General features: G+C 35.3%; 29 protein-coding genes and 1 pseudogene. 8 read left to right on the top strand and 22 right to left on the bottom strand.

Annotated features, from left to right (window positions below):
• Positions 1 to 39 precede the first annotated feature (39 nt).
• The 10 genes from DLJ74_RS08250 to DLJ74_RS08205 all read right to left on the bottom strand — a co-directional run bounded on the left by DLJ74_RS08250 (position 40) and on the right by DLJ74_RS08205 (position 6,296).
• On the bottom strand, positions 40 to 525 hold the full coding sequence (locus DLJ74_RS08250; protein ID WP_245902318.1) for a helix-turn-helix transcriptional regulator: 486 nt from the start codon (positions 523 to 525) through the stop codon (positions 40 to 42).
• Positions 492 to 986 carry a helix-turn-helix transcriptional regulator gene (locus DLJ74_RS08245; RefSeq protein ID WP_109984108.1) on the bottom strand — a complete coding sequence of 165 codons (495 nt, stop codon included), beginning with the start codon at positions 984 to 986 and terminating at the stop codon, positions 492 to 494. Before DLJ74_RS08245 ends, DLJ74_RS08250 begins: the two co-directional genes overlap by 34 nt.
• Before the next feature lie 235 nt (positions 987 to 1,221).
• Positions 1,222 to 1,971, bottom strand: a complete 750-nt coding sequence (locus DLJ74_RS08240) for a class I SAM-dependent DNA methyltransferase (protein ID WP_054859217.1) — start codon at positions 1,969 to 1,971, stop codon at positions 1,222 to 1,224.
• 1 nt (position 1,972) lies between these two features.
• A complete protein-coding gene (gene rsfS / locus DLJ74_RS08235) occupies positions 1,973 to 2,317 on the bottom strand; it encodes a ribosome silencing factor (protein ID WP_054787768.1) in 345 nt (114 codons plus the stop codon).
• Positions 2,310 to 2,888: a bis(5'-nucleosyl)-tetraphosphatase (symmetrical) YqeK gene (yqeK, locus tag DLJ74_RS08230; RefSeq protein ID WP_054859215.1), complete on the bottom strand. Its 579-nt coding sequence runs from the start codon at positions 2,886 to 2,888 to the stop codon at positions 2,310 to 2,312. Before yqeK ends, rsfS begins: the two co-directional genes overlap by 8 nt.
• Before the next feature lie 51 nt (positions 2,889 to 2,939).
• Positions 2,940 to 3,506, bottom strand: a complete 567-nt coding sequence (locus DLJ74_RS08225; protein WP_109984107.1) for a nicotinate-nucleotide adenylyltransferase — start codon at positions 3,504 to 3,506, stop codon at positions 2,940 to 2,942.
• Between the two features lie 15 nt (positions 3,507 to 3,521).
• Positions 3,522 to 3,815, bottom strand: coding sequence for a ribosome assembly RNA-binding protein YhbY (yhbY, locus tag DLJ74_RS08220; protein WP_054787771.1), 294 nt, complete (start codon positions 3,813 to 3,815; stop codon positions 3,522 to 3,524).
• 1 nt (position 3,816) lies between these two features.
• Entirely contained in the window at positions 3,817 to 4,656 is an 840-nt protein-coding gene (aroE, locus tag DLJ74_RS08215; RefSeq protein WP_109984106.1) for a shikimate dehydrogenase, read from the bottom strand.
• A gap of 21 nt (positions 4,657 to 4,677) precedes the next feature.
• Complete coding sequence (yqeH, locus tag DLJ74_RS08210; RefSeq protein WP_109984105.1) at positions 4,678 to 5,778, bottom strand: ribosome biogenesis GTPase YqeH; 1,101 nt, start codon at positions 5,776 to 5,778, stop codon at positions 4,678 to 4,680.
• Positions 5,779 to 5,780: 2 nt separating this feature from the next.
• Positions 5,781 to 6,296: a YqeG family HAD IIIA-type phosphatase gene (locus tag DLJ74_RS08205; protein WP_109984104.1), complete on the bottom strand. Its 516-nt coding sequence runs from the start codon at positions 6,294 to 6,296 to the stop codon at positions 5,781 to 5,783.
• A 526-nt stretch (positions 6,297 to 6,822) separates the two neighbouring features.
• On the opposite strand from DLJ74_RS08205, the gene sda reads away from it, so the two are divergent.
• The 7 genes from sda (at position 6,823) to mnhG (ending at position 12,589) form a co-directional block, all read left to right on the top strand.
• Positions 6,823 to 6,960: a sporulation histidine kinase inhibitor Sda gene (sda, locus tag DLJ74_RS08200; protein WP_109984103.1), complete on the top strand. Its 138-nt coding sequence runs from the start codon at positions 6,823 to 6,825 to the stop codon at positions 6,958 to 6,960.
• A gap of 330 nt (positions 6,961 to 7,290) precedes the next feature.
• Positions 7,291 to 9,624 (top strand): Na+/H+ antiporter subunit A, encoded by a 2,334-nt coding sequence (locus tag DLJ74_RS08195; protein ID WP_109984102.1) that lies wholly within the window; start codon positions 7,291 to 7,293, stop codon positions 9,622 to 9,624.
• Entirely contained in the window at positions 9,625 to 9,966 is a 342-nt protein-coding gene (locus DLJ74_RS08190; protein WP_054787772.1) for a Na(+)/H(+) antiporter subunit C, read from the top strand.
• On the top strand, positions 9,959 to 11,440 hold the full coding sequence (locus DLJ74_RS08185; protein WP_109984591.1) for a Na+/H+ antiporter subunit D: 1,482 nt from the start codon (positions 9,959 to 9,961) through the stop codon (positions 11,438 to 11,440). Before DLJ74_RS08190 ends, DLJ74_RS08185 begins: the two co-directional genes overlap by 8 nt.
• A 6-nt stretch (positions 11,441 to 11,446) precedes the next feature.
• On the top strand, positions 11,447 to 11,923 hold the full coding sequence (locus DLJ74_RS08180; protein WP_109984101.1) for a Na+/H+ antiporter subunit E: 477 nt from the start codon (positions 11,447 to 11,449) through the stop codon (positions 11,921 to 11,923).
• Complete coding sequence (locus DLJ74_RS08175) at positions 11,920 to 12,234, top strand: Na(+)/H(+) antiporter subunit F1 (RefSeq protein ID WP_054787773.1); 315 nt, start codon at positions 11,920 to 11,922, stop codon at positions 12,232 to 12,234. The genes DLJ74_RS08180 and DLJ74_RS08175 overlap by 4 nt, the downstream gene beginning before the upstream one ends.
• Complete coding sequence (gene mnhG, locus DLJ74_RS08170) at positions 12,215 to 12,589, top strand: monovalent cation/H(+) antiporter subunit G (protein ID WP_054859209.1); 375 nt, start codon at positions 12,215 to 12,217, stop codon at positions 12,587 to 12,589. Before DLJ74_RS08175 ends, mnhG begins: the two co-directional genes overlap by 20 nt.
• 35 nt (positions 12,590 to 12,624) lie before the next feature.
• On the opposite strand, the pseudogene nagZ reads toward mnhG, so the two are convergent.
• From nagZ to DLJ74_RS08125, 8 genes and pseudogenes are all read right to left on the bottom strand, one after another.
• Positions 12,625 to 13,667, bottom strand: a pseudogene (gene nagZ, locus DLJ74_RS08165) (beta-N-acetylhexosaminidase).
• 625 nt (positions 13,668 to 14,292) lie between these two features.
• The gene (locus tag DLJ74_RS08155) at positions 14,293 to 14,796 is read right to left on the bottom strand and encodes a DinB family protein (RefSeq protein WP_054859206.1); all 504 of its coding nucleotides are present in this window, start codon (positions 14,794 to 14,796) and stop codon (positions 14,293 to 14,295) included.
• Positions 14,797 to 14,862: 66 nt separating this feature from the next.
• Complete coding sequence (locus tag DLJ74_RS08150) at positions 14,863 to 15,159, bottom strand: antibiotic biosynthesis monooxygenase family protein (protein ID WP_109984099.1); 297 nt, start codon at positions 15,157 to 15,159, stop codon at positions 14,863 to 14,865.
• Between the two features lie 57 nt (positions 15,160 to 15,216).
• The gene (locus tag DLJ74_RS08145; RefSeq protein ID WP_054787779.1) at positions 15,217 to 15,567 is read right to left on the bottom strand and encodes a DoxX family protein; all 351 of its coding nucleotides are present in this window, start codon (positions 15,565 to 15,567) and stop codon (positions 15,217 to 15,219) included.
• A gap of 21 nt (positions 15,568 to 15,588) precedes the next feature.
• Positions 15,589 to 16,272, bottom strand: a complete 684-nt coding sequence (locus DLJ74_RS08140; RefSeq protein ID WP_245902317.1) for an ABC transporter permease — start codon at positions 16,270 to 16,272, stop codon at positions 15,589 to 15,591.
• Positions 16,256 to 17,179 carry an ATP-binding cassette domain-containing protein gene (locus DLJ74_RS08135; RefSeq protein ID WP_054859205.1) on the bottom strand — a complete coding sequence of 308 codons (924 nt, stop codon included), beginning with the start codon at positions 17,177 to 17,179 and terminating at the stop codon, positions 16,256 to 16,258. Before DLJ74_RS08135 ends, DLJ74_RS08140 begins: the two co-directional genes overlap by 17 nt.
• A gap of 149 nt (positions 17,180 to 17,328) precedes the next feature.
• The gene (locus tag DLJ74_RS08130) at positions 17,329 to 18,264 is read right to left on the bottom strand and encodes a sensor histidine kinase (protein WP_109984097.1); all 936 of its coding nucleotides are present in this window, start codon (positions 18,262 to 18,264) and stop codon (positions 17,329 to 17,331) included.
• Between the two features lie 3 nt (positions 18,265 to 18,267).
• Positions 18,268 to 18,963: a response regulator transcription factor gene (locus tag DLJ74_RS08125; protein WP_109984590.1), complete on the bottom strand. Its 696-nt coding sequence runs from the start codon at positions 18,961 to 18,963 to the stop codon at positions 18,268 to 18,270.
• 231 nt (positions 18,964 to 19,194) lie between these two features.
• On the opposite strand from DLJ74_RS08125, the gene sigK reads away from it, so the two are divergent.
• Complete coding sequence (gene sigK / locus DLJ74_RS08120; RefSeq protein WP_054859204.1) at positions 19,195 to 19,896, top strand: RNA polymerase sporulation sigma factor SigK; 702 nt, start codon at positions 19,195 to 19,197, stop codon at positions 19,894 to 19,896.
• 49 nt (positions 19,897 to 19,945) lie between these two features.
• On the opposite strand, the gene mtnN is transcribed toward sigK, so the two are convergent.
• The 4 genes from mtnN to DLJ74_RS08100 form a co-directional block, all read right to left on the bottom strand.
• Positions 19,946 to 20,638 carry a 5'-methylthioadenosine/S-adenosylhomocysteine nucleosidase gene (mtnN, locus tag DLJ74_RS08115; protein WP_109984589.1) on the bottom strand — a complete coding sequence of 231 codons (693 nt, stop codon included), beginning with the start codon at positions 20,636 to 20,638 and terminating at the stop codon, positions 19,946 to 19,948.
• Positions 20,639 to 20,667: 29 nt separating this feature from the next.
• Positions 20,668 to 21,324 carry a YrrS family protein gene (locus DLJ74_RS08110; RefSeq protein WP_109984096.1) on the bottom strand — a complete coding sequence of 219 codons (657 nt, stop codon included), beginning with the start codon at positions 21,322 to 21,324 and terminating at the stop codon, positions 20,668 to 20,670.
• A 372-nt stretch (positions 21,325 to 21,696) separates the two neighbouring features.
• Positions 21,697 to 23,103 carry a sensor histidine kinase gene (locus DLJ74_RS08105; RefSeq protein WP_109984095.1) on the bottom strand — a complete coding sequence of 469 codons (1,407 nt, stop codon included), beginning with the start codon at positions 23,101 to 23,103 and terminating at the stop codon, positions 21,697 to 21,699.
• On the bottom strand, positions 23,104 to 23,817 hold the full coding sequence (locus tag DLJ74_RS08100) for a response regulator transcription factor (protein WP_109984094.1): 714 nt from the start codon (positions 23,815 to 23,817) through the stop codon (positions 23,104 to 23,106).
• Positions 23,818 to 23,888 lie beyond the last annotated feature (71 nt).

The raw sequence follows: 23,888 nt of genomic DNA, 5'->3' as shown, positions 1-23,888 counted from the left end.
CATTGTAAGTTTTTAAAATATAAAAGGGAAATAATTGAACTAGTTTTGGTAATGGTCGAGAAGGAGATGGGCTTCTTTTTCTATTTCTTGTTTGAGTGAAGATGGCCCAATAACTCTCGCTTTTGCGCCCATACCTAGAATCCATTTCTTGATAGATTGGTCGCCATTGAGTGTTGCTTGAAAGCGGATCGCGTTATTTGGCAATTCTTCGATAATTTGATCATCACTATAAATGGACTCCTTTACCTGGTTGGAAAAAGGGGTTTCAATAATCAGATCTACCTTCATCGGAGCTTTTATAAATCCTAACTGTGGGAATTGTTTACGAATATCAAATTCCTCTGGAAGATAAAATAGATGATTTGTCGTTACTACGTTTTGAATTCGTATGATTTTGAAGGTTCTTAATTCCTGCTTTCGTTCACAAAAAGCCACACAGTATAAATTCTCATCATAGAGAACAAATGCATATGGTTGAATCACTCGTTTTGTCACTTTATTAGTGGATGCTGCTGTATAAGTGATTTCAACTTTTTTCCGCTGGTTAAAGGATTGATAAAGCAGTTGATAATGTTCGGATTGATCCCCCCAATTTTGTCATTAATCAAATAATCATTAGCAAAGTAAAAATGCTTACTACTAAGTGCTTCATCACGTTGGGCTGCTTTTATTTTATCAAGGGCATTACTTAACATATGTTCATGTTCTGGCTGTCTAGATAGGTAGGATTTCACGGCAATTTGCAAATGTTGAATCTCTTTAGAACTAAAATTGCGAATTGGTAGGATCGTTTTTTTATCAAGATAATACCCTCCATTCGCACCTCGATCACTTTCGATATAAATGCCAGCAAGCTCTAGCTCCTGTTTATATTGACGAATCATTCTAGGCTTCACTTCAAGCTCTGTTGCTAATTCTTCAATTTTCATTTTATTTCTAGCCATTAGAAGCTGAATCATCTGAAGACAATTACTCAATTTACTCATAAGGATCTCCCTTTTTATATGATCACATCATCCTAATTATAACATAATATATGGTAATAAATGAGTCATATTACACATTAAAAGTACAATTGGTATTTTCCCCATTAGAAAATTTCGCATTCGCTCGTCTTTTAGTGATGCGTTTAAATTTTGAACTTCAAAATCTCCGCCTCGACCTTCTGCAAAAATTTTATGCTTTCCAAACGTAAAATAAAAACGTCCTTAACGGACGTTCTTATTTTTTACAGACAAAAAAGATACGATTGCCTGCTTCTGGATTCTTATTTTCTATTTTAGAAAAATCGGTAAAAATACCAATGATCTCTAGACCTACTTCTGATATAAGCCTTCGATACGTTTTTATAGGAAATGTTCGCTGATAATGAATTTCATCGAAGCGTTCATATAAATTTTCGCCTTCCTTTTCCATAAAAAAGGTGAGGTCATGAATCACTTCATTTTCATACTGCCCTTCTTCACAAAACCAGATATAGGATATATCATCATAGATCTCAGAGAAGGTTTGATTCACCATATTCTCCTTGAAATGCTTCACGCTATGCACATCAAAAAGGAAAATGCCATCATCTTTTAATACATGAGCTATATTTTCGAGTGTTTTTTTTATATCTGTTTCGTCTGTTAAATAATTCATAACATCACAAATGCTAATAACAACATCAAAAAGTGCTAGTCCTTCTAATGAACGCATATCCTGATGAAGATAGCTTACCGATAGGTTCTGTGCTTCTGTTTCTGCCTGTGCGTAGGCCAACATATCCTCTGAATAATCAATGCCTGTAACACTGAAGCCCTTACTTGCTAATCGATTACTCATTTCACCTGTTCCACAGCCAAGATCTAAGACCTTCTTCGCATGAGGATGGTGTTTTTTTATGTTATCAAGGATAAACTCTTCCCATTCATCATACGGAGCATCCTCCATTAACAGATCATAGATATAAGCTAATTTAGAATAGGCCATCTTACAGCTTCACTTCTAATTGTGGGGCATCTCCCCATAGCTTTTCTAAATTATAATAAACACGTTCGTCTCGATGAAAAACGTGACAAACCACATTTCCTAAATCAACTAATACCCATCTTGCTTGATCAAAGCCTTCCATTCGTTTTACTTCAATAGCTTGTTCCTCCGCTACGTCCTTAAGCTCTCTTGAAATAGCTTGAACTTGACGCTCATTTGATCCATCACAGATTAAAAAATAATCGGCGATTAGTGATACCTCTTTCATATCTAGAACTACAATATTTTCCGCTCGTTTATCGTCACATGCTTTTGCGACTAAATCGACTAATGCTTTACTATCCATTAACATTCCTCCCTGTTTTTACTAAACCTTCATTATATAACTGAAAAGTATCGGGGTAAATTGGTTGTTCGTGCTCCATCAAAAATTCGATTGTGTTTCTTGCCGCCAGCCAGCAGGCCTTGTTTATATCATGGTAGACCACACTACGGACTTCTTCTACGCCTGGGAAAGAACGGCCAGGCTCTATATAATCAGCTATAAAAATAATTTGATCGAAAAGAGACATATTTCGCTTCCCTGTCGTATGATAATAAATAGCACTTTGTATCTCGGGATCCTTTATTCCAACTTCCTTTTCGATCATAATAGAGCCGACAGGACCATGCAGTAGCTCTGGCCCATACTCTAACAAATCTTGAGGTAATTTTTCACTGAGCACCCAGCGTTTCATCTCATTGGGATTACGATATTTGGCATAATCATGAAAGATAGCGGCGATCTCTATTTTTTTTACATCAAGCTTGTAATGCCTAGCAAGTGATATTGCTGTATCTGTTACTCTTACTGTATGCTCATACCTTTTTGGTCTTAACTGCTCTTTCACTAATGCTAAAGCTTGTTTTCTTTCCATAAACTACTCCTTCAATCTTCAAAGACGAGTTATTTCATTGTATGATTAGAATTATGACAGATATAACCGTGTATCATCAATTAGTTTTCTGACAGAGGATGGTGTTAGGTACCGAATAGATTGACTATTCGCTACCCTCTCTCGAATCATCGTGGAGGAAATGTCAATTAAGGGCATATCCACTTCCAACACTTGATATTTTGAATCTAACTGGTATCCAGGGCGTTTCACACCAACAAACGTCACAAGTTCGATTAATTCATCTATTCGATGCCATTTTGGCAAATATTCAACCATGTCTCCACCTATAATAAAGTAAAAACATACATCAGGATGTTTTTTTTGCAGAAAGGTAATCGTATCAATCGTATAGGATTTACCATTTCGCTCTAATTCGATGGGATCCACTTTAAATGCTGAATGATCTGAAATAGCTGTTTGAATCATTTCATATCGGAGCATCCCTTTGGATTTTGCATTCTCCTTATGTGGTGGTTGGTTCGTCGGAATGAACCAGATTTCATCTAGCTGTAATGCTTCATATACTTGTTCAGCCATAATTAGATGTCCATAATGTGGCGGATCAAAAGTACCACCGAACAGGCCAATTTTCCTCATTAAATTCACCTCTTATTATGGCAACAAGATTTCTTTATGATTTTCCGATTCTTTATAAAGGACAATAATATTGCCGATAATTTGAACGATATGTGCATCTGTACCATCTGCTAATGATTCAGCAACTTCATCTTTATCCTCCATACAATTTTGCAAAATAGAAATTTTGATTAATTCTCGACGTTCGAGTGCTTCCCCTATTTGTTTGATCATATTATCATTGACGCCATCCTTACCTACTTGAAAAATAGGATTCAAATGATGGGCTTCTGCACGTAAAAAGCGTTTTTGCTTTCCTGTTAATTTCAAATTATTCACCTCTTAACTTATCTTCCAATTCATCAACAAGATGGGAGACATCTAATTTTTTCCCTGTCCATTTTTCAAAAGCTAGCTGTCCCTGATATAAAAGCATGGCATGACCGTGATGTATCCTCGCACCATGAACCTTTGCATCTTGTAAAATTTTCGTCATAATTGGTTGGTACACGATATCACTAACTACAGTATCTTTTCTTATATTATCTAGTTGGATAATTTGCTCTTGAACTTTTGGTTTCATTCCAACAGAGGTTGTTTGGACAATTAAATCATATTGGGATAAATTTTTTTCAGCAGTGTGAAAGGTTAAAACTTCCGAAGGAGTGAAATCTTTCCCTAATGGTAATAGTTCTTTCGCTTTGTCAAGTGTGCGATTAGCAATATCCACCCTCTTCAACCTTTTCTGTACTAATGCTCGGTAGATACCTCTGGCTGCACCCCCAGCTCCTAATATTAACACAGATGTATCTTTGTTTAAAAGACTAGGAAAACTCTCTATGATGGAACGTACATAGCCTTCCCCATCCGTGCTATACCCCTTCCATTTACCATGTTGATTCACTACTGTATTTACGGCACCTAATATTTCCGCATCCGAGTCTAATTCATCCAAATAATCCAAAACAACTTGTTTATAAGGTATTGTAACATTAAAACCATCTATTTTGTTTTGTTTTAATTGTGTTAACACATCAGGTAATTGGTTTGGATTACCCTCATATAATTTATATTCCCCATTTAAACCAGCTAAATCAATAAATTTTGCATGAATCCATGGAGACAATGAATGGCTTATAGGATGACCAATTAAACCTAGCTTTAAGGTCATATCATTTCCCCTCTCCCTTAATTAAATTAGTGCCTTTCTTATCGATATATGGATACCCTTCGGTACATGAACAGTAATCGTAATACCACCTTCTGGAATCATTACCCAACCAAGCCCCGGAATGACAATATCTGTCCTTTCATGTGGAATTTTGACAGTTTGCTTTACCAGTGGAGGTAAAAGCTCTAAAGATTTAGCACTTGGTGGCTGTAATAATTCTCCAACATGCTTTTCATAAAACTCATCTGCTTGCACTAGTTTCGTACGATGAATCATTAATTGATTGGAGAAATAACCGATAAAGGACTGTTTCATTCCTCTTTCAAAATCGAGTCGCGCAAATCCGCCAAAGAAGAGTGTCTGCTTATCTTGAAGCTGATAAACCTTTGGCTTGATTTCCTTTTTAGGTGTAATTAATTTCAAGTCTTTATCTGTCACGTAATGGACGATTTGAGATCGATTCACTACACCTGGGGTATCAAATAAAGAGGAATGATCATCCAATGGTATTTGAATAAAACCAAGGGTTGTTCCTGGAAAATAAGATGTGGTTATGGCATCTTCCACTCCACTCGAGCGATTGATTAACTGATTAATAAACGTTGATTTACCAACATTTGTACAACCGACCACATATACATCTTGCCCTTTTCGTTTTTCTTCAATTGCTTGTTCTACCTCCTGAAATCCTTGACCTTTTGCAGCTGAAATTAAGAAAACATCCTGAACTTTCAGACCATTATCGCTAGCTGTTTTTTTCATCCAATGGATCAATTTATTTCGATTGGTCGATTTTGGTAGCAAATCTACTTTATTACCTATTAATATAATTGGATTACTTCCAGTTAAGCGTTGTAATCCTGATATAAAGCTTCCATTAAAATCGAATATATCAACAATTTTAACGACGAGACAATTTGTGTCACTTATTTGATGTATCATTCGTAAATAATCATCATCAGTAAATTCTACATCTTGAACTTCATTATAATGCTTAAGCCTAAAGCAGCGCTGACAAATTACATGTTCATTGTTCCATGCACTTTTCGGTAAGTAGCCTGCTTTCTCCTTATTTTCTGACTGTAACTCTACTCCGCAGCCTTCACAATAAATTGCTTTCATGTTTAGTCCTCCCAAGTAATCATGCCTTTTTTGCGCATCCAATTCAATATCCGTCTTTCCATCATCCGATTGAATCTTGTAATCTTTCCATCTGTTTCCACAATTGGTACTACCAGTATCGTATGAAATCCAGCCATATTTCCCCCAAGGACATCTGTCATTAGTTGATCACCAATTACGACAATCTCTTGTTTGGATAGATTCATCTGCTTTGCAGTTCGTTTAAAGGCATGAATTAATGGTTTTCTAGCACTGTATACATAAGGAGCCTCTAACGGCTCAGAAAATACACTGACTCTTTCTCTGTCATTATTTGAAATGATGGTTACTTTAATATCATGTTCCTTCATTTCTTGAAACCAGCTGATTATTTCTGGCGTAGCATCTTTCACATCCCATGCAACAAGAGTATTATCTAAATCGGTAATAATTCCTTTAATCCCCATCTCTTTTAGCTTAGATGGAGTAATATCTAATACTCGTTTTACATGTTCATTTGGTAAAAAGTTCTTTAGCAATGATTGTCCACCTCAATTAAATAATTTCCGTAAAACCTATATCTTTCCTTATGATATACAATTTTAATGATTTGTTCAATTTTGAATCAGGTCCATTCCAAGAAAATCTCATCCGGAATATTTTCCCTACTATACTTCAAAATGTTTTCATTCGTCAAAAAATTTATCATAAATCTTCAAAATATCATTATTTATGAAATGAAGCACTAATTTATACCTGTTCCTCCATCATTTTTTAATAAATCGTTCGACAAATTTCTACACACATTCCTTTGTGGATAACTTTATTCACAAAATCCACACCTCAAAACCTAGATCAATAATACAAACGCACATCTTGTAGATAAGCTGTCCACAAGTTATAAACAGTCATCTGTAGATAAGTTAACACTTGTCCGTTCAACTATTTCATGCTACATTAACCATAATAAATAAAAATAAAAGAGAGAGAATGAAATAGATCGTGGTTAAGGACAAAAGCATGTAAGTGTCAGACTTAGAATGCTATTAAATGGAGGGACACGGTTTGGAAAATTTATCAGATGAATTACTAATTGAGTCTTATAAAAAAGCGAACGAACTACAGCTTAGCTATGAATTCATCCAACTGATGGAAAATGAAATGAAACGGCGTTCACTGATGGATCACTTATACCCTAATTAAGCTTGAGCATCCTATAGCGAAGTTAAGAAACACAAACTGTGTTTCTTTTTTTATTGATTTATATGATCTAATTTATGTTATATAAGCGCCTCATAAAAAACGAGCCTCATAAAAATTTCATTGTTCATCTATTCATGAAAATACTTCGATTAAAAAATATTTTTTCCGTTTAATTTAAATAGGAAGAATCTCGTCATTTCCCTTTCACCAAGCTTAACAGTGAGCACACAACTCTTGTATTACTACACGATTTTAGATTAAAATATACTATAGATACATAATGCATGACATTCTTTTTATAAAAAGAATTACAAGGGGGATCATCAGTAGATGTTATTTGCAGTCTTTTTACCTGCGATATTGGCCATTTTCATACCTTTTTTAAGTAAATGGAAAGAAAAGATACATACTGGCTATTTTGTATTATTAGCACCTTTAGCTATCTTTATTTACTTTGTTCGCTTCATAGGTAAAGATTTCGACACAGTAATGGAACAATATAGCTGGATTCCATCACTTCAGATTGGTATTGATTTCTATCTGGATGGATTAAGTCTTTTGTTTGTTTTACTAATTAGTGGAATCGGAGCATTAGTTACTTTTTATTCCATTTTTTATTTGCATACCTCAGAAAAATTATCACATTTTTATGTTTATTTACTCCTCTTCATGACAGCCATGCTAGGAGTAGTACTGTCTGATAATGTGTTTGTTCTCTACTCTTTCTGGGAGTTAACCTCTATCTCTTCATTCCTATTAATAGGTTATTGGAATTATAAAGAACGATCTAGGTATGGTGCTTTGAAATCCATGCTCATCACCGTTTTTGGTGGATTAAGTATGCTTGGTGGTTTCATCCTACTATCTATTATTACGAATACAACGAGTATCCAAGCAATGATTGAACAAGCAGATGTTATCCTATCTAGTGATTATTTCGGTTGGATATTAGCACTTGTCTTACTAGGTGCGTTTACGAAATCAGCACAATTTCCGTTCCATATTTGGTTACCAGATGCGATGGAAGCACCGACACCAGTTAGTGCTTATCTACACTCAGCAACAATGGTAAAGGCAGGTATTTTTTTAGTTGCCCGCTTTAGTCCGATTTTCGTCATGAGTGATTGGTTTTTTATCTTCGTTAGCGGTATTGGAGTGCTTACATTAGTATGGGGCTCTTTCATGGCTGTCCGACAAACCGATCTGAAAGGTATTCTTGCATTTTCAACGATTAGTCAGCTTGGAATGATCATGACAATGTTGGGATTTGGTACAAAAGCTGCTATTTTTGCAGCTGTTTTCCATATTTTAAATCATGCTACATTTAAAGGTAGTTTGTTCATGATTGCGGGTATTGTCGATCATGAAACAGGTACAAGAGATATTCGCAAGCTTGGTGGTCTCTTCACCTTAATGCCTATATCCGGTACTCTTGCCTTCTTTGGTACATTTTCAATGGCTGGTGTTCCATTACCGTTTTTGAACGGTTTTTACAGTAAGGAGAAATTCTTCGATTCATCCTTACACCTGAATGAATATACATCGGAATTAGCGAACCTATTAAGTAACGCCATTCCATACTTAGCGGTATTTGGAAGTATATTTACATTTGTTTACTCCATGTATCTTGTGTTTGGAACATTTCTAGGAAAGAAACAGTTTGATCAGCTTCCCAAAAAACCTCATGAAGCACCATTCGGTATGCTAATCTCTCCTATTATTTTAGTATTAGGAATTGTGGTTATCGGGCTAGCACCATTTCTATTCAATGAAACCATTCTAGCACATGCAGCTGAAGCGATTTACGGAGAACCAGTAAAAGCACATATCCAATTCTGGCATGGACTCATTCCAGCATTTTATATGTCTTTAGCCGTTGTTGGCTTTGGTATCGTCTTAACCATCTCAAGAAAAGGATGGCAATCGATTTACCGTTTCATACCTGGAAAGCTAAGCCTAAACAAGGCATATGACTTCATTTTGGCACAGCTAGAAAATAGTTCAGCCAAAATTACGAATACGTACATGAATGGATCGTTAAGAAGATATATGGTGCTTATTCTTTTAACGATTGTTATCTGTTGCTTTACCGCACTTGGTCTAACGAACGGCTTTGCTTGGGATACAAGTAATCTTGCCCCTATTACGGTGCCTGAAATCTTAATCGCACTTGCCATGGCTACCGCTGCGATTGCAACTATATTTACTAATAACAAAATCGCTGCAATCTTAATTTTAGGTGTGGTAGGTTACGGACTTTCGTTGTTATTCGTTGTCTATAAAGCACCAGACCTTGCGCTAACGCAGCTTGTAGTGGAGACCATAACAGTAGCACTATTCCTACTATGCTTCTATCATCTACCTAATTTAACCGAACGCATTGAGTCTAAGGCGGTTAAATCAATGAATGTATTGATCTCGCTTGGTTTTGGAGTTTTGATGACTGTTGTTGCTATTTCAGCACATAATACGAAGCTATTTGACACTATTTCCGAATACTTTATTGAGACCTCCCACGACCTAGGGGGCGGAGATAATGTTGTCAATGTCATTCTTGTAGATATGCGTGGTCTTGATACAATGTTTGAAATAGTTGTGCTTGGTATTGCAGCATTAGCTATCTATGGGCTAGTTAAATTACGAAACAAAAAGGGGGCGGAATAAATGGAGATCATCACATCTATCCTTGCAGGCGTCCTTTTTACCACAGGTATCTATAACCTGCTACAAAAACAGCTTTTACGGATTATTATCGGAACTGCATTGATCTCACATGGAGCTCACCTTTTCATTCTAACGATGGGAGAGCTGAAGCAAGGTGCTCCTCCAATTTTAGAGGAAGGTCTGTCTAATTATACAGATCCTTTACCACAAGCATTAATCTTAACCTCGATCGTTATTAGCTTTGGTGTAACAAGTCTCCTGCTTGTGTTAGCTTATAGAGCTTCTAAAGAAAATGGGACAGATAATATGGATCAATTAAGGGGAAACGAAAATGATTACTAATTTAGCAGTATTGCCAATTGTCATACCATTACTAGCAGCTATTATCGCTAGTTTTTTTCCAAAAAAGTTGCGAGTTGTACGTATTTTTACCCAAGTAATGATGGTAATCAATGTACTCGTAACAGCTGGGGCACTATGGTATGTCCAGCAAAATGGAACAGTTGTTTTAGAGGCTGGGGATTGGATGGCGCCATTTGGTATCGTGCTTGTTGCAGATATGTTATCCATTAGTCTTGTTTTAACAACGAATATTATTGGAGTAGCTTGTGCATTCTATGCTCCGAAATCCTTAAGTCAAAAACAAGAAGAATTTTATTTCTATACTTTTTTCTTCTTGTTAATCACAGGTGTTTCTGGTGCCTTTATAACTGGAGACCTCTTTAACCTATTTGTTTTCTTCGAGGTTCTGTTGATGGCATCTTATGGTTTAATTGTATTAGGTGGAGAAAAAATTCAGCTGCGAGAATCTATCAAATATGTATTGATTAATTTGTTTTCCTCCATGCTTTTTGTAACTACCGTTGCTTTCCTATATTCTGTTGTAGGAACAGTAAATATGGCGCAAATTGCAGAACGGGTTGGAGAGGTGGAACAAAAAGGAATCCTAACAACAATTGGGATGCTTCTATTTTTTGTATTTGCAACGAAAGCGGCCCTTTTTCCACTCTATTATTGGTTACCAAAATCATATATTGTTCCAAATCCAGTTGTTTCCGCACTATTTGGAGCATTATTAACAAAGGTTGGAATTTATTCGATTATTCGCGTATTCACACTTATTTTCGTATATGAGACATCCTTTACCCACGATCTTTTTATCTGGATAGCCGGTTTATCACTTATTTTCGGTGTGATTGGTGCCTTATCAACGAATAATATAAAGCTTATTATTGCTTATAATATTATCCCAGCTATTGGTTTTATATTAATCGGAATTGGCGTGTTCAATGAAACAGGATTTAGTGGCTCAGTGTTCTATTTAGTACATGACATGATCATTAAGGCCGCCTTATTCTTATTAGTTGGGGCCGTGGCCTATTTAGCTGGAACAAGCGACCTTCGTAAAATCCATGGATTTATCCACTATTACCCAGGATTAGGCTGGATGTTTTTTATCGCATGTTTCATTTTAGCTGGTATTCCCCCATTTAGTGGATTTATCGGTAAGCTACTATTACTTAAAGGCGCTTTCGAAGAAGGAGAGATCGCAATTGCCATTATTGGCTTAGGTTCTAGCTTGCTAATCCTATTATCTGTTATGCGTATTTTCATCAGAGGGTTCTGGGGAGAAAAGGATCCAAACATCCGACCAAATCGAAGAGTAGCACGTGGATTTGTGTTTCCTGTTGCATTGCTTTTGTTCTTCAATGTTCTTCTAGGAGTTGGGGCAGAATGGTTCTATCCAAGTATAGAGTCAATTGGAGAATATCTGATGAACCCAGAAATATATATGGATACTGTTCTAAAGGAGTAAACTAATATGCCACTACAAATTTTATTAAATTTGATCATTGCCGTCATGTGGATGTTTTTAAATGAAAGCTACCATTTCGCCTCTTTTTTAACGGGTTTTATCTTTGGTGCATTGCTTTTATTTATTCTAGGTAGATTTATACCAGATGCATTTTACTTACATCGTGTTTGGAAAATCATCAAGCTAGTACTACTATTTTTGAAAGAATTACTTTTAGCTAATTTGGAGATTGTGAAGTGGGTATACCGTCCCGGTAGAAAATATAATCCAGGAATTTTCGCTATGCCAACCGAATTACGAACAGATTGGGAAATTACTATGCTAACATCTCTTATTAGCCTAACTCCAGGAACGCTATCTGTAGATGTTTCCGAAAGTCATGATGTCATTTATATTCATGCGATGGACATCAATGATAAAGAGGAAGCAATTGACGCTATTAAACATACATTTGAGAAAGCGATAATGGAGGTGACAAGATGAAGGAGCTTTCGTTAATTTTAGAAGATGAGGTTATTCCTATTGTTACGATAATTTGTTTAGTTATTATTAGCATATCCATTGCCTTATTATTGTATCGAGTAATTAAAGGACCTACCAATCCAGATCGTGCTGTAGCACTTGATGCAATTGGAATCAACCTAATGGCAATGGTCGGTCTTGTTGCCGTTCTTACTTATACCACTAAATTGAATGATGTTATTTTACTCATAGGTATCCTTCTCTTTATTGGAACTATCGCTTTAGCAAAATTTCTAGAAAAGGGTGTTATCATTGACAGAAAGCATAATTGAGGTCATACTAGCTTGTCTAGTTATTTTGTTACTTATATTCGGTACATTTTTTATTTTTTCTGCAACGATTGGTGTCATTCGCTTTCCTGATATTTTCACAAGACTACATGCTGCTACTAAAGCTTCTACCCTTGGTATTGCAGGGATTTTAATCGGTGCTTTTATCTTTTTATATGCACGACACGATATCGTAAGTGGTAAGCTAATACTTGGTATTATTTTTACCTTGTTGACGGCACCTGTTTCTGCTCATATGATCGGTCGTGCAGCACATATGTCGGAAGTGAAGCCATGGTCAAGAGACGGCATCGTTCGCGATGAATATGAAGAAGCCAAACGAGTGGAGAAAAAGTAAGTGGAGAATAGCTTCGGCTTTCTCCTTTTTTACTTTCATTCGAAATATTGGTTCAATATGTTTCGAATGAATTGATTGAGTGTCTCTATATCAATGGATTTCACCTTTTTATCTCTAATGGTATATTTGTTTTTTAGCCCAATGATTCTTCTGACACTCTCATTTATTCTATCCTCTGATATTTCCCCTTTGATTACTGCCTGCTTCAAGGCATCTACAGTGGCAATTATTTTATTATAATCATGTGCAACTAATATAATATCACTTCCCGCCAATACGGATTCAACCGCTGCTTCTTTCATATCATAATTGTTTGTTATAGCATTCATCGTCATGTCATCACTAATTACCACTCCATCGAATGCAAGCTGTTCCCTTAAAATATCTGTTATAACCTTTTTCGACATGGAAGAAGGAAATTTGCCGTCTATTTTTGGTAATAACAGATGAGCGATCATCACAGCATCAGCACCATTATCTATCGCTTCTTTAAAGGGGAGTAGCTCCAATTCATCTAGCTGCTCAAGTGACTTATCCACTACTGGTAGATTCAAATGAGAATCAACAGAAGTATCCCCATGACCTGGGAAATGCTTAATCACGGAAATGACATTTTGAGATTGAATACCTTTCATTGTTTTTATTCCTAGCTTGCTTACAACATCTGTATCATTGCTAAATGATCTATCCCCAATAACAGGGTTATTTGGATTACTGTTTACATCTAAAACAGGAGCAAAATTAAGATTAAATCCAAATGCATTTAACTCCTTTCCTAAAAGGGTGCCAATTTCATAGGAGAACTGCGAATTATTACGTGCTCCAATTTCTTGATTTGTAGGAATATGTATTATCTCCTTTGGTAATCTTGAAACATCTCCTCCTTCTTGATCAATTCCTAACAGAAGTGGCTGAGGGTTATCCTCATTCTCCATTTTAGTTGATTCAATAATTGGAGGGTTTGCTTAGATGTTTCTATATTTTCAGCATAAAGAATAATTCCTCCGATTTTATACTTATGAATTAATTCCTTCGTTTTTTGATTAGCTGAAGTACCAGAAATTCCAGCAAAAATCATTTGACCGATTTTTTCATCTAAACTCATTTGATTTATTATTGCCTCATCAGTTATATCATGGTTGTGGCCTAATCCCTTCGAATCATCCGACTCATTATTGTGTGCCGTTCGATCATCATTGATAAAATATATTATAGCAATAGTCAAGAGCACCAATAACATGATGACAAAATATATTCTTGAGTGCATTAGATATCCCTTCCTTTTACATTTAATGGTCTCCAAATTACTTTCCACCTTTAACAAAAAAGCACTGTCGAGCTATATTTTCATATACCCGAAGTGCTTTTGTTTAATGTTTCTATTATTCATTGTATTATTCGAAGTGATAAGAAGAACATTTAACATTTGACATATTTCCATTGCGTTTATCGGTTTTCGCTTCCCGATTAAACTGTTTTCTAAATTATATTGAGTCAACAAGCTAGCAACTTCAGATGAGGTTAGTCGTGGGTTATGTCTACCACCATTCATTGTTCTCCTTTATTTGCTTTACGACCAATTTTATCAAGCTTGTTATTTTTTTGTAAACCATCGAAGGAGATTTATGCTTCTATCTAAACTGTCATTTTTTCACAGAGTTTGATCATAAGAAAAATGGGGAAAGAATAACTTCCCCCACTTTTCATGAAAAAATATGATAAATATAATCAGTAGGTACACCTTTCTCGCCCTGCTGATGAAGCATTGCCGTAATATTACCTCGATGATAGGTCCCGTGATTAATCACATGATGAAGAATGTCTGCCATGACGAATTCTGTTTTGCCATAACGAGGATGTTCAGCTTTGATTGTTCCCTCTAAATTTTGATGTAGATTCAAAAACTGATAATAATCCTCAGAAAGCTTGTGATATGCTTTTTCTACCGCAGCGATATCTGCTCCTTCAAGCTGTGACTTCTGCTCATCTATTATCTTTAGGACATCATCATAGTGGACACCTTTTAATGTTAATAAATAAATAATATCTGTAACATATAGATGAACCATAACCTCTGAAATAGTCGAAAAAACGCTAGTAATAGGTTGATGAAAAATAGAATCAGGCAATTGCTTTAAGTGCTCAATAACTTGATGGTTTGCCCACACATGGTAATCGTACATCTTCCTAACTCTGCTTGTTTCCATAAGTAAATCTCCCTTCATCCTTATCGTATTAAATATACTCACTGTGACATCAACTATGCTAGTTAATCATTGTTGGACAACCTTTTCAAAATGTTCGACGACTGGAAATGGATCATAAAAATGATGAAGTCTTTCTTTCCATTTCTGATAATCTGGTGATTGTCTAAATCCCACCGTATGGTCCTCAAGTGTATCCCATTCCACGACTAACAGATATTTCCCTTTCTTTTCCATGCATCGATGTAATTCATGTGATCGATACCCTTTCATTGATGAGATAATTTTGGAGGCTTCAAGAAATGCGAGTTCATAATCATTCTCTAAACCTTCTTTCACCTGTAGCATTACTGCTTCTAAAATCATTTTAAACTTCTCCCATTTATCTAATCTTTTCTAGATGACATGTTCATAAGTAATTAATCACATTTTAGCATAGGTTGATATTACGAGCACAATAGCAATAATTAGGAATACTAAAGCTGGAACAGATTTTCCAAATGTATCTTTTACTCTGCTGTGTGCTAAAAAGGCAAAGAACATCGTTACACCTAACCAAATTCCTCCAATTATAGTCATCCATTCTTCCCAAAAACCTATAATTAAGAATATCACTCCTACCAACTGCACCCACCCAGTAACCAACCTAAACCATTGTGGGAGCTGAAGATTCTTAAAAATCTCAACTTGCATTGGATGACCGAATATTTTCTGAACTCCAAGTACTAAAAACAAACAAATTAAAATGCTCTTTAAAACAATAGAAATAACCAATGTTCTACCTCCTAAGAAAAATTATATCTCTCCAAATTTTTCCGCTGTAGTAATAGAAAGAACAATGCTTACTACTCCCAAAATAGTAAGTACAGTAAGAATAAGATCAAAATTTAGATTGATCATACTTACAAAATGTGATTGCATGACGACAATTGCACAGATAACAGTTGGAATAGTTGCCCTTTTGCAAATACCAAAATAAAATAGTGGAACAAAACTCATCAAGGTGATGATCAATGAACGAAATACCATTTGGGAAAAGAATGTGAGCAAATCAAAACTAGTCAGATCACCTTGAATAATTGGATGTACCTGGTCAACGATATACGTGGCAATACCTGTTAACATATAGGAAATCATGGTAAGCAGAAACACAAAGAGTCCAATAAATAAAATCTTCGCTGTAAATAGCTTCTTCCGACTGATTGGATATCTGAAAGCTAGTGAAATTGTTTTGTTTTTATATTCATCAATAAAAACTTGATTAATCAAAGAGCCTCCAAATAAGATAAAGCCCATTTGAATGAACATATTCAATTCAATAACTGTCGCATAGTCCTTACCAAAATCAGGACTAACGGCTTCAATAAAATACACAGGTAAAAACATTAAAATTAGTGGATAAATAACCACTTCCCCCACGATAGATTTTTGCTTTAATTTTTTCCACTCCAAACGCATCAAATTAGTCAATATTACCACCTCCATAGATTTGCTGGTAAAAATAGTCTTCTAATGAGCTTGAGTGTTTTTTCATTTCTTCAATACTTACATCATGCATAATCAGTGTTCTTGATATTTCACTTTGTTTATAGGACATATCATATATGCGAATTTTGTGGTCTTCTATAATTTTCATGTTTGAAATATGAAGTTCATTTTCTAATAAAAAAACAGCCCGCTGAACATTAGTTGGCACAAGCTCTATATAATCAGATCTCCCATTTCGAATATCAGCTAACGTTATCTCATTCAATAATTTACCATCATGAATGACACCTACCCGATCCACAACATGCTCTAACTCTCCTAAAATGTGGCTAGAAAGAAGAAATGTCATTCCATATTCTTTATTTAGCATTCGAATTAAATGACGTATGTCTTTTATACCTATAGGATCTAAGCCGTTAGTTGGCTCATCTAAAATGATTAATTCAGGCTTTGTGATAATCGCTCTTGCAATTCCAAGTCGCTGCTTCATTCCCAGTGAAAACTCTTTTATGATTTGATTATCTATTCCTTGTAAATTCACTAAATGCAATGCTTGTTTTATGTCATTTTCATCATAAAAACCTAGATACTCACAATGCAATTTTAAATTCTGGAATGCTGTTAAATGCTCGAAAAAAACTGGATATTCAATGATACTGCCGACTCTTGCTAGGGATAATTTTGATTTCTCTGTAAGTCGTTCATTGAACAGCAAAACCTCTCCAGTTGTTGGTGAAGTCATTCCTGTAAGCATTTTCATAATTGTCGTTTTACCTGCTCCGTTCTTGCCTAGAAAACCGTAAATCTCACCTTTTTTTATGTGAATATTAATATTTGACACAAGGTCCTTCCCTTTTATTTTTTTTGTTAAGTTATTCGTTTGAACAATATAATCCATGAATGAACCTCCTTCGATACTTCTATCATAATAAACAATCTTGTTTTTTTTCTTTCATATTCCTTACAAATTTCTTAAGTGATAAATGGTGCTATCTTAATACTTTTTTAAGTAAGTAAAGAGACTGTAATTCGGGAGGACGACCATGTTTAATATGTAATTTTTTTAAAAATGCAAGTGAAGATTGTTTTTTCAAAAGGCTTACTATATAAATGGATCTCACCATTCATTGTTTCTACTAAACGTTTCGTAATACTTAATCCAAGGCCACTCCCTTGAAATTCAGGATTCCTTGCATCATCTAGCGTGTAAAGTCTCTCAAACACTCGATTCAGGTGCACTTCTTCAATACCCTTACCTTTATCCCAGATATCAATTGCAACAGTCTCAAGTTCTTCTCTTATCGTTAGACCTATCACACCCCCATCACTTCCATAACGAATAGCATTCGAAATAAGATTACTGAATATTCGGTTTAATGCACCTTCATTTCCGAGAATATAATGATTTATATTTGGAATATCTACCTCTACACGAAGCCCTTTTGAATGCAATAAATGGTAATACTCTAAAATATTTTTCCTGCAAATTTCATTTATGGATAAACGGCTCATTGGAAGATCCATATCCCCTGACTCTATTTTGACAAGATCAAAAAATTGATTCATCAAATTAATAACACTTAACGTTTTATCATGAAGGCGATGTATTGTTTCATTGTGTTCCTCTTTAGAAATTTTGTCGCTTTTCTTTAATTTCTCAACATAACCTAAAATAACTGTCATGGGAGTTTTTAAATCATGTGACATATTAGATAGCATTTTTGTCAAGCTTTCTTTTGTTCTCTTAAAATCAGCAATTACTCTTTGATTATAACTTAGAAGTCTATTTACTTGTAAAAGTAGATTTCGAACAGTATAATGATTTGTTTGCACTAGTACTTTTTCAGTTGTTTCATTATCTATGATACGAGCTAAATTTTTGTGCAATTCGTTGAGTTCACTTTTTAACTTTTGCCTTGATAAATACTGCCAACCTATCACGATCAATAGTACTGGAATGATTACATATGGTATTATATTCATTTATTACTCTCCTAATTTATAGCCAATTCCCCAAATGGTTTGAATGTATTGAGGTTTAGAAGGATCTTCTTCAATTTTTTCACGAAGTCTACGAATATGAACATTAATGACATTCTCATTACCGTAAAAATCATCTTCCCAAATAAACTGGTAAATTTGTTCTTTTGTAAAGACTCTCGTTTGGTTCGTCATAAATAGCTTTAAAATTTGAAATTCCTTTGAAGTTAGTTGTATATGTTTCCCTTTCACATTTACTGAAAAAGTATCTAAATTGAGTGTAAGTTTGCCAAATTGTATGGAGCCGAAAGTAGTGTCGTTGCTAATGGAAACATATTGTGTAGCTCTTCTAATGGCAGCATTCACTCTTGCAGTTAATTCAAGCATGGAAAAAGGCTTGCTCAAATAATCATCTGCACCAAATCCTAGACCTAACGTTTTATCGATGTCACTTCCTTTAGCTGAAATGATCACCACTGGAACTAAGCTAATTTCTCTCACTTTTTTTAAAAAATCCATCCCATTTAACTTCGGTAGCATGATATCTAGTAAAACTAAATCAATGGCTTCCTTTTCAAAAATTCGAAGTGCTATTTCACCATCGAAGACAGAAAGTACCGAGTAATTTTCTTCTTGTAAGTGACTTGTTATCAGTTCACTAATTTCTTGGTCATCTTCTATTAGCAATATCTTTTTTTGCACAATCACACGTCCAATCATATATGGTAATAACATTATTATACTTTTTAACAGGCTTTTACCAAAGGAATAATTTGATTATTATAACTAATTAGTGATAATTTGCCCTTTTCTACTTTTTAGCGTCCGAAACAATAACACAGGATTACAGTCCACCATAAATCCACTAGCACAATGGACAACATGTCGACATACAATGAAATATGGGCGTATACCTAGTGAGGAGGTGTTAGATTGTCAATCTTGTTCGGTATTATTGCACTTATTAAAGAGGCATTGTTCTTTGTTGCCTATGTTAAAAATAATACCTTTCCACAACCACTTCCACCACAGGAAGAGGCAGAAATGATTGAACGAATGCAACAAGGAGATGATGAGGCACGTAATAAATTAATTGAACATAATCTTCGACTTGTTGCACATATCGTCAAAAAATTTGAAAACACCGGTGAGGACGCTGAGGATTTAATCTCAATCGGTACAATTGGGCTAATTAAAGGAATTGAAAGCTTCTCGAGCGGAAAAGGGACGAAACTAGCTACTTATGCTGCTCGTTGTATCGAAAATGAAATCCTCATGCATTTGCGTGCAATTAAGAAAACCAAAAAAGATGTATCTCTTCATGATCCTATTGGGCAGGATAAAGAAGGAAATGAGATTAGCTTAATGGATATCCTAGAAGCAGAAAATGAAGACATTACCGAAGCGATACAATTGCACATGGAGCTTGAAAAGGTACAAAAATACTTACGTGTATTAGACAGTAGGGAAAAAGAAGTTATAATTGCCAGATTTGGCTTAGGAAATAAAGACGAACTAACACAACGTGAAATTGCGAAAAAGCTCAATATCTCCAGAAGTTATGTCTCTAGAATTGAAAAAAGAGCATTAATGAAAGTATTTCATGAATATTACCGTAATGAATTAAAAAAATAGCAAAGGAAAAAGCAGTAGGATTTCTTTTCCCACTGCTTTTTCCTATTTGTTATGAGCTTTTAATAACATCCATAATTAGATTTGCTGCATTCTCAGCGGCCTTTACTAAAAATGAATCAAAGGAAACAGAAGATTCCTTCCCTGCAATATCAGATAATGCACGAATAATCACAAAAGGTGTTTCATACTGGTAACATACTTGTGCAACAGCTGCAGCTTCCATTTCGGCAGCAATCAGATTAGGAAATTTCTCTCTAACAAAAGACACCTTGTCCTCATCCTGCATAAATGTATCTCCCGTAGAGATAAGACCCTTCATTGCTTGGATTTCTTGAATATTCTTAGCTGCTAGCATGGCTTTTTCCATTAAAATTGGGTCAGATAAAAATCTTTCTGGCATACCTGGTAATTGTCCATATTCATAATCGAATGCTGTAACATCTACATCGTGGTGAACGACCTCAGTGGAAATGACGATATCCCCGACCTCTAAGTCATGATGAAATCCTCCTGCTGATCCAGTATTTATCACATACTCTGGGTGAAACCTTTCAAAAAGAATGGTTGTAGTCATTGCGGCATTGACTTTTCCAATGCCTGATTTTAATAGGACAACCTCTTTTCCCTCCAGCTTACCAATAAAAAAGTGACTATTGGCTATTACGAGATGTTCATCGATTTCCATTTTTGTTTTTAATAATTCTATTTCTTCATCCATTGCTCCAATAATGCCGATCATGATGATCCCTCCCAAAAAGTATCTCTTTGTTATTATTTATGTTTATTCTCTATTAATTGTTCTACTAATGTCGGTTTCCATCCTTCATTTTCGATCCAAGTAAGGTGGACACGATAAGTAGTTTCTTCATCCTTTCTACTTACTGTGTATTCTACCGATTGGTCTCCAGCTCTTCCTACCCACCAAATCGTTTGTTCTTCCGCAGGGATGCCTGTCGCTACTTCGACTGCTTTACTCATTTCCTGACGGTCTACTGAGCCATCATCATAACTTGTCGTATGTGGGCCCTCCTGAACAGTTCCAACGGGATCCCAATTCCCCTCATATGCTTCGGAGACATTTTCATCCTCTGATTCTACCGGGTTTGTTTCTACTTCACCCTCACTATCGGAAGCTTGATCTTCTTGTTGGTTAGGGCTCTCATCCATCTCTTCATTATTTTGATCTTCTGTTCCACTATTATCTTCTTGTTCTTGCTGTTGATCTTGATCTTGTTGCTCTTGTTGTTCGGTTGGTTGATTGTTCTCTTCTTTCTGATCTTTCTCATCATCCCCACCAAAGATGAGCATGAAAATGAGTATGGCGATCAATATAATACCAACAATACTTAGTCCTGTGATTAATTTTGTGTTTTTTCTTTTTTTAACGTATCGATTTTTTCTAGTTTGGCTTTCCCATTCCTCTGACATAGACAAAACCTCCTATTTGCTTATTATACTAGAAGTTTATTTGATACAGCAAATGAATATTATCATGAAAGAAAATACCCACTTATCGAGGATCAGGGCGTAAGTTCATATTCTTTAATAATTTTTGCACGGGGGTTACCAGATGCATACAGTTGCACTATTTACTCCTTAAATTATTTAGATAAGCTTCTTCTCACTCTTCAGGTCTATAAAAACTTCTCGGCTTTTATTTGAACCAAGTCTATCTGACTAACTAACTTGTCCAATTAAGTGTAAACGATTCATATCACGATGACGTTGTAAAAACCAATAATCCTAGAAGTTTCAGGGAATAGAGGAAGAGGATTTAGAGTGCATTTCAAAGGTGATCTTTCATTGCAAATTAAAATTAATCATAATTTCTGTACCCTTTCCTACTTCACTAACTACTGTTATTTCACCTTGATGCTCTTCTATCACATCTTTGGCGATTGCCATTCCTAAACCTGATCCTTTATGTCGTTCACCAGTATTAGTACCTCGGTAATAACGGTCAAATATTCTATCTAATTCTGTTTGGTCAATTCCATTTCCATCATCATTTATTTGAATAGATAGATGATGTTCGTCTACCTTTATACTAACATCAATATTGACTTTTTCTGTATTGTGAACAAGTGCGTTATAGATTAAATTGTTAATCGCTCGCTTTATTAACGTTTGATCTACTTTCATCGGAATATGATCTTGTTTAACATGAAAAGCAATATGGGCGTTTACATATTGTGGATCATTTAAAATATCAATCACACAATTTCGTAACAACGCGACCATATTCGTTTCTTGCTTATTTAAGACTAGTGTATTGTTCTTTAATTTCGTCGTTAAATGCAGATCATCCATAACATCCTTGATATAGGCAGATTTTTGCTCAATTATCTCCGCATATTCATTCATCTCTTCTAATGAGATGTTATAGTCTGGATCTTTCATCAATTCTGCATAACCTTTAATAGAAGATAAAGGTGTTTTAATATCATGAGATATATTTGCTAACCACTCTTCACGCATTTGCTCTGTTTTTTCGCGCGCGCGTTCATTTGCCTTTAACTGCCTGGAGAGAATATTCATATTATAAAAAACTTTTTTATACACGCCATTTGGCCGGTAGTCTACCGAATAATCTTTATTTGCTAATTGTTTAATACCATCGATCACGCGATTAATTGGCTTCATTAGACGTGTACTAAAGATATAACCAATCAATAAGGCAACGATAATATCTATGACTAAAATACCGAGAAACACCTTGATACCTTGAAAAATATTCCGGTTATCAGATGTTAACACAAAGCGATTAATATCGGGGTTTTCCATCCCCATCAAATAGCTGTAGCCGGCTTTTTCTCCGACAAAAACGGTTGTCTGTGCATCGACTTCTTGATATTTGTAATGCTGAATGATATCTGCTGGTGTGTAATGTTGTGGTAAGGTCTCTGGTTCTCTATAACCAGTAATGACTTGTCCATTCTCATCTAACACTTGGATCCATGCATTTTGATCGGTTAACGCCTTTTTACCATCCTGATCAATTTGCACATCGTGATTCTCCACTGTCAGGTAAGATTGAAATTCCCTTGTGAATTGTTCAGCTGATGGTTCATTATCCTGGAAAATAGGTATATCAAACCTTACTTGAATGATTAACAGTGAAAGGACCATAAACATGTTGATAAGAATAACTAGTATGACAATTATTACTGCAGACACTAAATATTCTCCTGTTAACCGCCATTTCATCTATGATTCATCCTCTATTACGAATTTATAACCTAACCCTTTTACCGTAATTAAATAATGAGGGTTAGATGGGTCCTTTTCAATTTTTTCTCTAAGCCGTCTAATGTGCACCATCACCGTATTGTCAGACCCGAAGTAATCTTCTCCCCAAACCGTATCGTATAGCCTTTCTTTACTAACAACCTTATTAACATGTTGCAAAAAATATTTCATTAACCCTAATTCTTTCGGTTTTAGCTCGATTACCTTATCATTTTTCGTTAAGATTGCATTATCCTCATTTAACTCAAAAGGACCAACCTTTATAATCGGTTCTTCACTTTGAGACAGCATGCTATAATCAGCTCTTCTCAGTTGCGCCTTTACTCGGTAAGCGACTTCTTTTACACTAAATGGCTTCGTGATGTAGTCATCTCCACCAATTGCGAATCCAAGGATTCTGTCTACCTCCTCTATTTTGGCAGAAATAAATAGAATAGGCACATTGGATACTTGCCTAATTTGTTTACACACATCATATCCTTCGCCATCAGGTAACATTATATCTAACAAAACAAGGTCTGGATTTGTTTCATGAAATAAGCCCATTCCATCTTCCACGTTCGATGCCGTAACAACTTGTTGGATCCCTTCCTTTTGTAATACTGTTTGTAATAATTTCAATAAATCTTCTTCATCATCTATTATCAACACGTTTTTATTATGTAAATTCAACTTCACACCCTCCTTGTCTTTCTATTATACAAGACAAATAAAACAAAAAGAAAATCCGAACGAGTTGATTG

It is taken from the genome of Gracilibacillus dipsosauri, assembly GCF_003176895.1.
GTDB lineage: Bacteria > Bacillota > Bacilli > Bacillales > Amphibacillaceae > Gracilibacillus > Gracilibacillus dipsosauri.
This window is presented reverse-complemented; position numbering and strand designations above follow the sequence as displayed.